This window comes from Massilia sp. FBCC-B171 (genome assembly GCF_059134155.1).
Map to the genome: position 1 here is coordinate 5495483 of NZ_CP101443.1, position 12230 is coordinate 5507712.

Below are 12230 nucleotides of genomic sequence, written 5' to 3' on the forward strand. Positions count from 1 at the left end.
GCTGGCAGCTTACGCCGCCACGCCCGCGCTGTGCGCCTGCACGTCCGCGTGATACGAGCTGCGCACCATCGCGCCGACCGCCGCGTGCACAAAGCCCATTTCGTAGGCGGCTTCCTCGAACTTCTTGAACTGGTCCGGGTGCACGTAGCGGCGCACCGGCAGGTGCGAGTTCGATGGAGACAGGTACTGGCCGATGGTCAGCATCTCGACGTTGTGCTCGCGCATGTCGCGCATCACCTGCAGGATCTCGTCGTCGGTTTCGCCCAGTCCCACCATGATGCCGGATTTCGTCACCGCGTTCGGGTACAGCGCCTTGAAATCGCGCAGCAGTTCGAGCGAGTGCTTGTAGTCGGCGCCGGGACGGGCTTCCTTGTACAGGCGCGGCACGGTTTCCAGGTTGTGGTTCATCACGTCCGGCAAGCCGTCGGCGAAGATGGCCAGGGCCTTGGCCAGGCGGCCGCGGAAGTCCGGCACCAGCACTTCGATCTTGGTGTTCGGGCTCAACGCGCGGGTCTTGCTGATGCAGTCCACAAAATGGCCGGCGCCGCCATCGCGCAAATCGTCGCGGTCGACCGAGGTGATCACGACATACGACAGGCGCAGGTCGGCGATGGTTTTCGCCAGGTTGGCCGGCTCGTTGACGTCGAGCGGATCCGGACGGCCGTGGCCGACGTCGCAGAACGGGCAACGGCGCGTGCACTTGTCGCCCATGATCATGAAGGTCGCGGTGCCCTTGCCGAAGCATTCGCCGATGTTCGGGCAGCTCGCTTCTTCGCAGACGGTCACCAGCTTGTTCGCGCGCAGGATGTCCTTGATCTCGTAGAAACGGGACGAGGCGGTGGCCGCCTTGACCCGGATCCAGTCCGGCTTTTTCAGGCGTTCGGCGTCCGCGATCGGCACGATCTTGATCGGGATGCGCGAGGTTTTGCTGGCGCCCTTTTGTTTATCGAGGGCGTTGTAGGCGGGATTCAGACCGGTATCGGTGTCGGTAGTCATAGCACGGGGCCCGGGAAGGCCTCAGTTGGAGTTGTTCGGTTCGGCAGGGGCGAGGTGCTGCACGAGCGCCTGTGCCAGTGCGGTTTGCACGTCTTCCAGCGTTGCCTCGATGCCCATGGTCCGCATGTCGACGGTGGACAGGCCGGAATAGCCGCAGGGATTAATCCACGAAAACGGCGCCAGGTCCATCGCCACATTCAGCGAGACCCCGTGGTAGGTGCAGCCATTGCCGCGCACTTTCAAACCCAGCGCGGCGATTTTCGCGCCGCGGCGCGCGCCGGCTGCAATATAAATGCCGGGCGCGCCGGCAACGCGTTCACCGCCGAGATTATACGCCGCCAGCACGTCGATGACCGCCTGTTCGATTTTTTCCACAAATTGCCGGGCGTACAACTTGCCGCCCGGCTTGTTGCGGCGCAGATCCATCAGCAGGTATATAACAACCTGGCCGGGCCCGTGATAAGTCACTTCACCGCCGCGGTCGGTCTGCACCACGGGAATCTCGTGCGCCGGGACGCCGGGTCCGGCCAGCAGGTGGCCGCGGTCGGCGCCCAGGCCGAGCGTAAACACCGGCGGATGCTCGACGATCCAGAGCTCGTCCGGCGTGTCGGGCGTACGTGCATCGGTAAACGCGCGCATGGCGGCAAACACGGGTTCGTAGTCGGCGCGGCCCAGCGCGCGAATCAGCGGGCTGGCGGGGCGGGTGGGGATGCTGCCTGACAACATTACATGACGATCTTGACCATCGGGTGCGCGGACAGCGCGCGGTACAGGTCGTCGAGCTGGGCGCGGCTGGTGGCGCGCACGGTGCAGGTGAGACCGGTGTAATTGCCCTTGCCGGAGGGGCGCACTTCCATGCGGCCATCATGGAAGGTCGGGTCGAAACCGATGACCACTTCGGTGATCGTGGTGGCGAAGGCATCGTGCGTCGGGCCCATCACCTTGATCGGGAAGTCGCTCGGGTATTCAATGAGGGAGTCTTTCGGGTCCATGACGGCTCCTGTGCAAAACGCCATTGTAGCCAAAGCGCGACTGGCGCGTGAAATTGCCGGCCGGCAGAAGATGGCTTGCCGGCCGCTAGCGCATCAACGTTCCATCACGCGCGTGCCATCGCGCTGGCGCACGGCATCATTGAGACGGCGTACTGGCGCCTCGCGCGGAGCGGCCTGGGCCGGTGCGGCAACCGGCGCGGGCGGCGGGCTCGGCATCGCGCGCGGCGCCGGCGGCGCCACGGCCGTGGGGGCCTGCCGTTGTATCTGCGCCTGGGCATGGGCCCGTGCGGCGACGGCTTCCATTGCCGCGCCCGCACCACCGGCCTGCATGGCAGCCTCGCGTCTTTGCTCGAAGGCACGATGACGCACCCTGTCCTCGAAGGCGTCGTTGCCGTCACGTCCTTCGCGCCGCCAGTCGCGTTGCGGGTTCGGCTGCGGCGCCGTCGTGATCACGCCCGGCTGGCGCACGAAACCCGGCTGGGGCGCCTGCAGCACGGCCGGCGGCGCCGTCGTCAAGGCCGGGGCCGCCATCGCCGGTGCCGGCTGGGCGGCCGGCTGCACAGCGCCGGCGGCCTGGCGCCCATCGCGGCGCCAGGCCTCAGTGCCATCGTACCTGCCCTCGCGCCTGCCGTCCGGACGGCCATCGCCATCGCGGTCGCGCCGCTCCAGGCGGGTGTCGCCACGGCGCGCATCGTCCTGGTTCCTGTCGCGCCAGTTGCCCGGCGCCGGCGGCTGGGCGCCCGGCGCGCGCTGCCAGTTGGCGGGCGGCGTCACGCGCCCCTCATGCCGGACCACGACTTCGCCGCGCTGGCCGAAGCGCTCCTGCGGCACCACGGTCAGGCCGCGCTGGCGGTAATCGGGTTTGCCGTCATGGCGTCCATCGCGCTTGCCGTCGTGCGCGTTCAGGCGCCGCAGGTGCTTGTCCGACAGGCGGTAGCCGGGCACGAAACGGTCGTAGGGCGACAAGGGATACCAGCCGAGCGCCGTCGAGGGCCGGGCGTTGATGTTGACGCTCCAGCCGGCGCCGCCGACCCAGCCGACCAGGGCCGGCGCCCAGACCGGATAGCGCTCGAGGCGGCCCGGCGCCCAGGCCCAGCGCTGGTTGACGTGGACCCAGCGGCCATAATGGGAGGGCGCATAGCCCCAGGGCGCGTTGTCGACCCAGGTCCAGCCCCAGGGCGCGATCCAGGTCCAGCGGCCGTCGCGGTAGGGTACCCAGTCGGACGCGACCGTGGGCAGCCACAGGGCGCCGTATTCGCTGTCGTCGCGCCAGCTGCCGTAGCGGTCGAGGTCTTCATAGCCCGTCATCTCGCTTGGGACGTAGCGGGTGGCGCGCACCGCCTCGCTTTCGCGGTCGCGCACGAGGGCCCACTCGTCGAAGGCGTCCGTCAGGGCCTGCGTCATCCGTAAATCATTGCCCTGCATCTCGGCGCTGCGTCCGGGGCGCACAGTCAGGCGCTCGCCGCCGCCTTCGACCACGGCGACGCCGTCGAATACGCGGACGCTGCTGGTGTCCCGCACGCGCTCGGCGTCCACGCGCACCCGTCCCGGCCCCTGCAGCAGCACGCGCGCCTGCGGCGTGGTCAACTCGAAACTGCCTGCGACTTCCTCGTTGACGACGCGGATGCTGGCGCTGCCATAGTGCAGGCGCAGGCGCAGCTTGTCGTCGTCGAGCTCGGTGACTTCGAGGGCGGAGTCGCCATCGAGGCGGATCGCCGTCGAGCCGATCCGCAGTTCGGTGCGCGCGCCGGGCGCCGTGGAGATGGTCTGTTGCGAGGTGACCGGCCAGTTGACCAGCGCCGCATTCGCCGTTTCACCGGCATTGCTGATGCTGACCTGGCCTTGGGTCAGGGCGACGCGGCCGACGCGGGCCGGCGCGTCCATCGCCAGCGCCAGGGTGGAACAGACCGCCAGCGTCAGCAGCGTTGCGGTTTTCAGGGCAGGCAGCAGCATCGAAGGCTCCAGGAGGGTGGGACGGAATGCGTCGACCTGATTACACCGCAAGGGACGAGGCCAGGGCAACCGGAATTACAGACGGTTGCAAATACTGAACAACCGAAACAAACCGAAAGCTCAGGCAGTGCCGGCGCGTTTAACGAAGAACAGCATGGAACCGACCACGACCAGCACGGCGCCAAAAAACCGGTTCTGGATGCGCATCGCGCGCGGATCGCGGAACAATCTCTGCATCGACGCAGCCAGCGCCGCATAACCATGCATCACGATGCTGTCGATGGTCACCATGGTCACGCCCAGGATCAGCAGTTGCGGCAGCAGGGCGGCATCTTTCGAAATGAACTGGGGCAGCACCGCAACCATGAAGATGATGCCCTTCGGATTTGTTGCGTTCGTCAGGAACCCGGTCAGCACGCGCTTGTCGAACGAAGGGTGGGCGGCCAGTCCGGCGCTGCTGGCCATGGGGCCGGTCTGCGCCTTCGAGCGCCACTGCGACACGCCCAAATAAATCAGGTACAGCGCGCCAATCACCTTGACGACGAAGAAGGCGGTCGGCGAGGCGAGCAGCAGCGTGCCGACGCCGGCGCCGGCGATCGCCAGCACCAACACCAAACCGAGCTGCAGGCCGAGTACGGTCGCACTGGCTTTCTTGACGCCATAAGCCAGGCCGTGCGACATCGACAGCACGGCGCCCGAGCCGGGAGAGACGGCGATCACGGTGCCGGCGATGACGAAGGCAATCCAGGTAGCGAAGGACATGGGGGAAACTCGGGAAACGGGAACAACAGGAGGAAGAGGGGGAGGGTGATGGCGCGCAGCTGCATGCCACGGCGCCACCCCAGGTGCAGCTCTGGATTACTTCTTGCGCGGATTGACGGCAGCCTTCAGCGTGGCGCCGGCCGAGAAACGCGGGGTTTTCGATGCGCCGATCTTGATGACCTCGCCCGTTGCCGGGTTGCGGCCCTTGCGCGCAGCGCGTTTGGTGACCGAGAACGTGCCGAAGCCGGTAATACCGACGGTATCGCCTTTTTTCAGACGTTCGGTGATGATCTCGATGATCGTGTTGACCGCGCTGTTGGCAGCGGTACCGGACATTTCGGTACGCTTGGCAAATTCCGCGATCAGTTCGCCTTTTTTCATGGTGCCTCCGGGGTTGAAAGAGCGGAAAGAGTAGCACAAATGTTTGCCACTTGTAACTTTCTCGCGCCCTTTAACTGGCCGGCAGGAGGCCGGGTGTTTTAATCCGCGCCCGTCAGAGCAGGCTCGCTTCGGCGCCGGCCGCGGCGAGGCGGGTGCGCAGGGCGGCGTTGATCAGGGTCTGGTAACCCGTACCGCAGCGTTCGGACAGGTTGCGGAATTCGTCGAGCACCTCGTCGTCGAGATAGATCGTGATGCGCGTTTTCCGTTTTGGCGGGCGGGTGCGGCGCATGGGGGCCGCGCTCGGGTTGAGGGTCGACGGCGAGGTCGAGGGCGAGGTCTGGTTCGGTGTCATCATCATGGTCTCCGTCGGCGGGGGCGAGGCTGGCGTACCGCAGCCTTCGATATTGACTATACGTATGCCGCGCCAGGACCACCCGCTGAAAGCGACGAGCTGCAGATTTACAGGCGTGGAACGCAATTTATCGCGCTGAACCGTGTGCCTGCCGCCACTGCGCTCGGTTAAGATGCTGCAATATTGCTAATTTCAGGAGTAGTTCCATGGCCGCAGGCAGTTTGCTCGCTTTACTCGACGATATCGCCACCGTCCTCGACGACGTCACCGTGATGACCAAGGTGGCGGCCAAGAAGACCGCCGGCGTGCTGGGCGACGACCTTGCGCTCAATGCCCAGCAGGTGACGGGCGTCGACTCCTCCCGCGAACTGCCGGTGGTCTGGGCGGTGGCCAAGGGCTCGATGTGGAACAAGGCGATCCTGGTGCCGGCGGCGCTCCTGATCTCGGCCTTCGTGCCCTGGCTGATCATTCCCTTGCTGATGATCGGCGGCGCCTTCCTGTGCTTCGAAGGGGCCGAAAAACTGGCCCATAAATTCCTGCACAGCCCGGAGGAAGACGCGGCCCACAAGGAACGCCTGGCCGCGGCGCTGGCGGGCAAGGAAGACATGGTCGCGGTCGAGAAAGAAAAGATCAAGGGCGCGGTGCGCACCGACTTCATCCTCTCGGCCGAGATCATCGTCATCTCGCTGGGAACGGTATCGGAGATGCCCTTCATGCAGCAGGTGGCGGTGCTGGTCCTGATCGCCCTGATCATGACGGTCGGCGTGTATGGCCTGGTCGCCGCCATCGTCAAGATCGACGACGTCGGCCTGCACCTGACCAAGAAGACGAGCAGTTTCGCCCAAGGCCTGGGCCGCATGCTGCTGGCATTGGCCCCGCGCCTGATGAAATTCCTGTCGGTCGTCGGCACCGCCGCGATGTTCATGGTCGGCGGCGGCATCATCAGCCACAACTGGGAACTGCTGCACCATTATTCCGAAGGCATGGCAGAGGCCATGGGCACGGTGCCGGTCGTCGGCGGCGTGCTGCACTTCCTCGGCCCGGTCATCTTCGACGCCCTGGTCGGGATCGCGGTGGGCGTGCTGGTGGTGCTGGTGGTGACCCTGGTGAACAAAATGCGCGGCAAGACGGCAACGGCCGCAGCGCATTAAGCGCCGAACCAACAAACAACGCGCCCGGGATCGCTTCCCGGGCGCGTTTTTTCATGCAGCGCCGTTGATTACGAGGCCGGGATCTTCTCGCGGCGCCCGGCCGAGACGCCATCGCGCACCGCCCAGATAAACGCCAGCACCAACATCGCCGTCAGCACCCAGCTCCCCCAGCCGTAATCGACGGGGACCACGGCCGTCGGCCCGGCATGCCACCAGAGCAGGGCATAGCCGACCAGGGTCATGAGCACGCCAAGACTGATGAACAGCAGCAGGTGGATGACGCGCTCGGCCACCGCCAGGATGCGCGTATCGCCTTCGACGATGACGTCGCGCGTCGTGACGAGCAGCTCGCAGGCCAGCAGCGCGACGATCCACCAGGCCCAGGCGCCGTGCCACTCGAACCAGGCCAGGCAGGCGAACAGGCAGGCGAGATGGTTTCGCGCGCCGCGTGCAGCCTCTCTTCGGCTGCGGCGTTGCCCCGCTGCGGCAGCTTGGCCAGCAGCTCATGGCTGACGACGATGTCGAGAAAGCCCAGCACGCCGTGCAGCAGGAGCACATAGAGATAGGGCGGCATGATGTTCCTCGCCGGGCCTGCAGCGGGATTTATCTACGGCGCAGGGCGATCGCGCCGAGCGCCATGCCGACCGCAAAGGCGGCATACACCCCGGCCAGCGACTTTTTCGACAGGCGCTTCTCGAAGCCCGGTTTCAGCCGCTCGGGGGTGAGCTTGTAGTCGACGAAGCAGGAAATGGCCGACGTTGCGGCGGAGGTGGCGAGGGTGACGCGCAAATCCTTGCGGTCGAGCTTTTCGCCGGCCAGCTTTTCGAACAGCACCGCCCAGAAGGTTGCGCTGACGTGGTGGATCGCATAGCCGGTAATCGTGTATTTCAGCGAAAAGCCATCGTGCTCGGCCGCCTCGTCGCCCCAGATCCAGTGGCTGATGGCGTTGGTCGGCGCGAAGGCGCTGCCGGCTTCGGTACGACCCAGCATGGCCAGGGCGGCGGTCGATACGATGCTCGAGGTGGCGCCGCCGACCAGGCCGCGTTGCAATGATGTGGTCCAATCTGACATAGTGATTATCCTTGTTGAATCGGTAAAGGGAACTGCATGCGGATCTTGCTCACCGGCGCCAGCGGCTTCATCGGCCGGCACCTGGTCACGGCCTTGCTGGCCGAAGGCCACCAGGTCGTGTGCGCGGGACGCAGCGCGACGAACAGCGGCCATCCGCGCCTGAGCTTTGTGCATGCTGACTTCGCCAACGATACCGACAAATCGGTTTGGCTGGCGCGCCTTTCCGGGGTCGAGGCCGTCATCAATGCGGTCGGCATTTTTCGCGCGTCGGGCCGTCAAAGCTTCGAGCGCCTGCATACCCTGGCCCCGTGCGCATTGTTCGCCGCCTGCGCCGAATCACAGGACCTGCGGTTGGTGATCCAGTTCTCGGCCCTGGGGGCCGATGCCGAAGCGGACACGCCGTATCACTTGTCGAAGAAAGCGGCGGACGACTACCTGGCGAGCCTGCCGCTACGTGCCTGCATCGTCCAGCCCTCGCTGGTGTACGGCGCCGACGGCGCCAGTGCGCGCCTATTTAAAACCCTGGCCAGCATGCCGGTCGCGCTGCGCTTCGGCAGCGCGCCGCAGCTGGTGCAGCCGGTGCATATCGACGACCTGGTGGCGGCCGTCCTCGCCCTGCTGCGCGACGGGACGCCGTCCGGCACGGCGGCACTGTGCCTGCCCCTGGTCGGACCCGAGGCGCTGCCGTTCACCGATTACCTGGCACGCCTGCGCAGCGCGATGGGGATCAAGCAGCGCCAGTTGGTGCTGCCGCTGCCCGATGCCGCGGCGCGGCTGCTGGCGAAAGCCGGGCGCTGGCTGCCCGGCGCCTTGCTCGACGAGGACGCGCTGCGCATGCTCAACCGGGGCAACACGGGCGACCCCGCCGCCATCACCCGGCTGCTGGGCCGCTCGCCCAGGCCGATCGCCGCGTTTATCGGCAATCCGCGCGCCGAACGCAGCCTCGCGAAACTCGGCTGGCTGCTGCCGCTGCTACGCTGGAGCATCGTCGCGGTCTGGATCGCCACTGCCATCGTGTCCTTCGGCCTGTACCCCGTTGAACAGAGCTACGCGCTGCTGGCGCGCACCGGCATTGAACCCGCTCTGCAGCCGCTGATGTTGTACGGGGCGGCCAGTTTCGATCTGCTGCTCGGTCTCGGCATTGCGTTCTTACCGCGGCGGCGCCCACTGTGGCTGGCCCAACTGGGCCTGATCGGCTTTTATACGGTCGTCATTGCCTGGAAGCTGCCGGAATTCCTGCTCCATCCCTACGGGCCGCTGACCAAGAACCTGCCAATGCTGGCCGCGATCTGGCTGCTTTATGAACTGGATGAATAATGGACTACCTCATTATTAAGTGGGTGCATATCCTGTCGTCGACCTTTTTATTTGGCACCGGCATTGGCTCGGCCTGGTACATGCTGTCGACCAGTCTCAGCCGCGACGTGCGGGCGATTGCCGTCGTCAGCCGCAACGTCGTGATCGCCGACTGGGTGTTCACCGCGACGACCATCATCATCCAGCCAGCCACCGGCTTTTACATGATCCACCTGGCCGGCTACCCACTGCACAGCAGCTGGATCATGTGGTCGATCGCCTTGTATGTGCTGGCCGGCGCCTGCTGGCTGCCGGTGGTCTGGATCCAGATGCGCTTGCGCGACCTGGCTGCCGAAGCCGTGCGCACGAATACCGACCTGCCGCGGCAGTACTGGCGTCTCTTTAAGACCTGGGTCGCGCTTGGCGTGCCGGCCTTTATTGCCTTCCTGGCGATCTTCTGGCTGATGGTGGCGAAACCGGCCTAGCGGAACCGGCCAGCATGGCGGGCGCAGTAGAATGGCCTGCACCTGACTACCTTACGGAGAACGCGATGCGGGCTTACCAGATTCTGCCGGGCGACAATATCGATGGCTTGCGGTGCGTGGATGCGACGCAGCGCGAACTGGCGAACGGCGAAGTGCGGATCCGCGTGCATGCGGTCTCGCTGAACTACCGCGACCTGATGGTTGCCAGCGGCAATTATCTGGTGAATGTGGATAACCCCATCATTCCCTGCTCGGACGGCGCCGGCGAAGTGCTGGCCGTCGGCCATGGCGTGACCCGCTTGCAGGTGGGCGACCGTGTCGCCGCCTCCTTCTTCCCCTACTGGCAGGATGGGCGCACCTCGCCCACCAAGATCCGCCATGCGCTGGGCGGCGACATCGACGGCATGCTGGCCGAGGAAGTCGTGCTGCACGAGGATGCGCTCGTGAAAATCCCGCCGCAGCTGAGCTATGTGGACGCCTCCACCATGCCTTGCGCGGGCGTCACCGCCTGGAATGCGATGTTCGAGTCGAGCAACGGCGTCAAGCCGGGCGATACGGTGCTGCTGCTCGGTACCGGCGGCGTCTCGGTGCTGGGCCTGCAACTGGCCAAGGCGGCCGGCCTGCGCACCATCATCACCTCATCCTCCGACGAAAAACTCCAGCGCGCGAGCGAACTGGGCGCGCATCACACGATCAATTATCGGACCACGCCGGAGTGGCAGGAAGAAGTGCTGCGCGCAACCCATGGCACGGGCGCGGACGTGGTGCTGGAAGTGGGCGGGCAGGGCACCGTGACCCGCTCGGTGGCCTCATGTGCGATGGGCGGCAGCGTCGCCATCATCGGCGGCGTGAGCGGCTTCGGCGGCGAAGTCAATCCGGCGACTTTACTCGGCAGCGCCAAGCGCATGGTCGGCATTTTCGTCGGCAGCCGCCTGATGCTGGAACAGGTGATGCGCTTTACGGCCACCAGCGGGATAAAACCCGTGGTCGACCGCATCTTCCCCTTCGACCAGGCCCAGGACGCCTACCGCTACATGGAATCGGGCTCGCACTTCGGCAAGGTCGTGATCGCCGTCACGGCGTAAGATCTAGCGACCCTCGAAGCGAACCAGTTCGATTTCAAACAGCTTCGGCCAGAACTTGCCGGTGACGTAAAGCTTGCGGCGCTTGCCGTCGTAGGCGATGCCGTTCAGGACCGCGTCGGCCGAGCTGGTGCCGCGTTTTTCGCGCGGCAGCAGGTTGCTCAGGTCGATCCAGCCGGTGATCTTGCCCGAGCCCGGGTCGATGCGGGCGATGACGTCGGTGCCCCAGACATTGGCATACAGTTCGCCGTCGACGATTTCGAGTTCGTTCAGGGAGTCGATCGGCTTGCCCTCGGCCGTCACCTGCACGCGCCGCACTTCCTTCAGGCTGACAGGATCGAGGACGCGGATGGTCGCGCTGCCGTCGCTCATGTAGACGTTTTTCGCATCGCTGGCCAGTCCCCAGCCTTCGCCTTCATAGGGAAATTTGCCCTTCATCGTGAAGGTCTTGGCGTCGAACACATAACCGGTCTTCGACTGCCAGGTCAGCCCGAGGATGTTGTCGCCAAAGGCCGTGGAACCCTCGCCGAACACGTTCGGCGGCAGGTCGGCCTTTTGCAGCACCTTGCCGGTTTTCAGGTCGAGGCGGCGCAGGGTCGAGCGGCCGGTGATGCCGGTCGTTTCGAACAGGTGGCCGTCGCGGAAGAACAGGCCCTGCGTAAACGCTTGCGGATCGTGTGGATAGGTGTTCTTGACGATGAAGCCGTAGACGGGAATGGCGGCCACGGCGGCATTGCAGGCGCAGCCGGCGAGGACGAAGGCGGCGAGGGCGGAGGGTTTCAGCATGCGGGAACGGTCGCAATTAATCGAGAAGCCTACTCTAGCATGCAGCGCAGGCGGCCGCAGTCCCGGCTACAGGTAGGCCAGCATGCGCCCGCAGCTGATCACGCCCAGCCAGAGCAGGATCGACAACGCGGCACCCGCGCGCGCCAGCGGCGGCGCCGGACGCTCGCGGTCCCAGCCGGCGACGCTGCGGTAGGGCAGCAAGTGAAAGGCGAGCGCATTCATGCCGGCCAGCGCCATCAGCACCAGTTTTAAAATAAACGCCGGATTATTCGCCAGCTCGACCGGGTGTGCCGAAAAAAGCAGCAGCCCGGCCGGCACCACCAGCAGCACGCTGGCCAACGCCCAGCGCAACAGGTGGTTTCCCAGGGCGGCCACCGGCAGCATGCGCGCAAAACCGAGCACGCGCAGGTCGAACAGCACGACGCTGCCGACCAGCACCGAAAAGCCGGCGATATGGACAATTTCGACGATCGGATACAGCCAGGCGCCTTCGCGCATGGCCGTTGATAAGGGTGTCGCCGCCAGCGTATGCAGGACGCCGGCCTCCGGCGCCATCAGCGCAGCTCCGTCTTCTTGCCCTCGATCGTGATGTTTTCGGCGCGCAATTCGTCGCCCTTGCTGCGGTGCGGGTAGCCGTGCACCGTGGCCTTCTGGCCCGGCACCAGCTTTTCACGCGCGAGGCCCCGGGTTTCCATGCGCGAGGGCGGCGCGAGGACCACTAACCAGGTTTTGTTATCGGCCGTTTTCAGGCGGACGAAGCCGTGCGGCTGTTCATAGCCGGCCTGTTCGATGGTACCAAGCAGGTCGAGCGGCTTGTCGGCCTGGTATTCACTCCAGCCGTGGTGGGCAAGGACGGTGCCGGTACTGAATATCAGCCCGGCGGCAAGCAGGATCAGGCGTTTTTTCATGACGAGTCTCCCGTT

16 protein-coding genes are annotated in these 12230 nt (G+C 65.6%); 4 read left to right on the forward strand and 12 right to left on the reverse strand.

The features are described from left to right. Positions 1-9: 9 nt before the first annotated feature. From lipA to NMB41_RS24845, 7 genes are all read right to left on the reverse strand, one after another. On the reverse strand, positions 10-996 hold the full coding sequence (gene lipA, locus NMB41_RS24815; protein ID WP_494380390.1) for a lipoyl synthase: 987 nt from the start codon (positions 994-996) through the stop codon (positions 10-12). A gap of 21 nt (positions 997-1017) precedes the next feature. Next, the gene (gene lipB / locus NMB41_RS24820) at positions 1018-1722 is read right to left on the reverse strand and encodes a lipoyl(octanoyl) transferase LipB (protein ID WP_494380391.1); all 705 of its coding nucleotides are present in this window, start codon (positions 1720-1722) and stop codon (positions 1018-1020) included. Continuing rightward, positions 1722-1988, reverse strand: coding sequence for a DUF493 family protein (locus NMB41_RS24825; protein WP_494380392.1), 267 nt, complete (start codon positions 1986-1988; stop codon positions 1722-1724). Before NMB41_RS24825 ends, lipB begins: the two co-directional genes overlap by 1 nt. 93 nt (positions 1989-2081) lie before the next feature. Next, a complete protein-coding gene (locus NMB41_RS24830) occupies positions 2082-3941 on the reverse strand; it encodes a DUF6600 domain-containing protein (RefSeq protein ID WP_494380393.1) in 1860 nt (619 codons plus the stop codon). A 120-nt stretch (positions 3942-4061) separates the two neighbouring features. Next, a complete protein-coding gene (locus tag NMB41_RS24835; protein WP_494380394.1) occupies positions 4062-4703 on the reverse strand; it encodes a LysE family transporter in 642 nt (213 codons plus the stop codon). A gap of 96 nt (positions 4704-4799) precedes the next feature. Further along, on the reverse strand, positions 4800-5084 hold the full coding sequence (locus NMB41_RS24840; RefSeq protein ID WP_056340843.1) for an HU family DNA-binding protein: 285 nt from the start codon (positions 5082-5084) through the stop codon (positions 4800-4802). Between the two features lie 112 nt (positions 5085-5196). Beyond that, positions 5197-5442, reverse strand: coding sequence for a BrnA antitoxin family protein (locus NMB41_RS24845; RefSeq protein WP_494380395.1), 246 nt, complete (start codon positions 5440-5442; stop codon positions 5197-5199). Positions 5443-5642: 200 nt separating this feature from the next. Between NMB41_RS24845 and NMB41_RS24850 the strand changes: the two genes are divergently transcribed. Continuing rightward, complete coding sequence (locus NMB41_RS24850) at positions 5643-6587, forward strand: DUF808 domain-containing protein (RefSeq protein WP_494380396.1); 945 nt, start codon at positions 5643-5645, stop codon at positions 6585-6587. Between the two features lie 68 nt (positions 6588-6655). On the opposite strand, the gene NMB41_RS24855 is transcribed toward NMB41_RS24850, so the two are convergent. Further along, complete coding sequence (locus NMB41_RS24855) at positions 6656-6835, reverse strand: hypothetical protein (RefSeq protein WP_494380397.1); 180 nt, start codon at positions 6833-6835, stop codon at positions 6656-6658. A 355-nt stretch (positions 6836-7190) separates the two neighbouring features. Further along, a complete protein-coding gene (locus tag NMB41_RS24860) occupies positions 7191-7658 on the reverse strand; it encodes a hypothetical protein (RefSeq protein WP_494380398.1) in 468 nt (155 codons plus the stop codon). 36 nt (positions 7659-7694) lie between these two features. On the opposite strand from NMB41_RS24860, the gene NMB41_RS24865 reads away from it, so the two are divergent. The 3 genes from NMB41_RS24865 (at position 7695) to NMB41_RS24875 (ending at position 10524) form a co-directional block, all read left to right on the forward strand. Then, on the forward strand, positions 7695-8975 hold the full coding sequence (locus NMB41_RS24865) for an SDR family oxidoreductase (RefSeq protein ID WP_494380399.1): 1281 nt from the start codon (positions 7695-7697) through the stop codon (positions 8973-8975). Continuing rightward, a complete protein-coding gene (locus tag NMB41_RS24870) occupies positions 8975-9439 on the forward strand; it encodes a DUF2269 family protein (protein WP_494380400.1) in 465 nt (154 codons plus the stop codon). Before NMB41_RS24865 ends, NMB41_RS24870 begins: the two co-directional genes overlap by 1 nt. Before the next feature lie 65 nt (positions 9440-9504). Beyond that, on the forward strand, positions 9505-10524 hold the full coding sequence (locus NMB41_RS24875) for a zinc-dependent alcohol dehydrogenase family protein (protein ID WP_494380401.1): 1020 nt from the start codon (positions 9505-9507) through the stop codon (positions 10522-10524). Positions 10525-10527: 3 nt separating this feature from the next. On the opposite strand, the gene NMB41_RS24880 is transcribed toward NMB41_RS24875, so the two are convergent. The 3 genes from NMB41_RS24880 to NMB41_RS24890 all read right to left on the reverse strand — a co-directional run bounded on the left by NMB41_RS24880 (position 10528) and on the right by NMB41_RS24890 (position 12215). Next, complete coding sequence (locus NMB41_RS24880; protein ID WP_494380402.1) at positions 10528-11307, reverse strand: glutaminyl-peptide cyclotransferase; 780 nt, start codon at positions 11305-11307, stop codon at positions 10528-10530. A gap of 66 nt (positions 11308-11373) precedes the next feature. Next, positions 11374-11862, reverse strand: a complete 489-nt coding sequence (locus tag NMB41_RS24885; RefSeq protein ID WP_494380403.1) for a DUF6644 family protein — start codon at positions 11860-11862, stop codon at positions 11374-11376. Next, complete coding sequence (locus tag NMB41_RS24890; protein WP_494380404.1) at positions 11862-12215, reverse strand: DUF6152 family protein; 354 nt, start codon at positions 12213-12215, stop codon at positions 11862-11864. The genes NMB41_RS24885 and NMB41_RS24890 overlap by 1 nt, the downstream gene beginning before the upstream one ends. Positions 12216-12230: the final 15 nt, after the last annotated feature.

What these genes read in the sequence shown, in the direction of transcription:
- lipA (WP_494380390.1), bottom strand. Translation starts at nt 996, where the DNA reads ATGACTACCGACACCGATACCGGTCTGAATCCCGCCTACAACGCCCTC.
- NMB41_RS24875 (WP_494380401.1), top strand. Translation starts at nt 9,505, where the DNA reads ATGCGGGCTTACCAGATTCTGCCGGGCGACAATATCGATGGCTTGCGG.
- NMB41_RS24885 (WP_494380403.1), bottom strand. Translation starts at nt 11,862, where the DNA reads ATGGCGCCGGAGGCCGGCGTCCTGCATACGCTGGCGGCGACACCCTTA.
- NMB41_RS24845 (WP_494380395.1), bottom strand. Translation starts at nt 5,442, where the DNA reads ATGATGATGACACCGAACCAGACCTCGCCCTCGACCTCGCCGTCGACC.
- NMB41_RS24835 (WP_494380394.1), bottom strand. Translation starts at nt 4,703, where the DNA reads ATGTCCTTCGCTACCTGGATTGCCTTCGTCATCGCCGGCACCGTGATC.
- lipB (WP_494380391.1), bottom strand. Translation starts at nt 1,722, where the DNA reads ATGTTGTCAGGCAGCATCCCCACCCGCCCCGCCAGCCCGCTGATTCGC.
- NMB41_RS24825 (WP_494380392.1), bottom strand. Translation starts at nt 1,988, where the DNA reads ATGGACCCGAAAGACTCCCTCATTGAATACCCGAGCGACTTCCCGATC.
- NMB41_RS24840 (WP_056340843.1), bottom strand. Translation starts at nt 5,084, where the DNA reads ATGAAAAAAGGCGAACTGATCGCGGAATTTGCCAAGCGTACCGAAATG.
- NMB41_RS24850 (WP_494380396.1), top strand. Translation starts at nt 5,643, where the DNA reads ATGGCCGCAGGCAGTTTGCTCGCTTTACTCGACGATATCGCCACCGTC.
- NMB41_RS24865 (WP_494380399.1), top strand. Translation starts at nt 7,695, where the DNA reads ATGCGGATCTTGCTCACCGGCGCCAGCGGCTTCATCGGCCGGCACCTG.
- NMB41_RS24890 (WP_494380404.1), bottom strand. Translation starts at nt 12,215, where the DNA reads ATGAAAAAACGCCTGATCCTGCTTGCCGCCGGGCTGATATTCAGTACC.
- NMB41_RS24860 (WP_494380398.1), bottom strand. Translation starts at nt 7,658, where the DNA reads ATGTCAGATTGGACCACATCATTGCAACGCGGCCTGGTCGGCGGCGCC.
- NMB41_RS24870 (WP_494380400.1), top strand. Translation starts at nt 8,975, where the DNA reads ATGGACTACCTCATTATTAAGTGGGTGCATATCCTGTCGTCGACCTTT.
- NMB41_RS24830 (WP_494380393.1), bottom strand. Translation starts at nt 3,941, where the DNA reads ATGCTGCTGCCTGCCCTGAAAACCGCAACGCTGCTGACGCTGGCGGTC.
- NMB41_RS24880 (WP_494380402.1), bottom strand. Translation starts at nt 11,307, where the DNA reads ATGCTGAAACCCTCCGCCCTCGCCGCCTTCGTCCTCGCCGGCTGCGCC.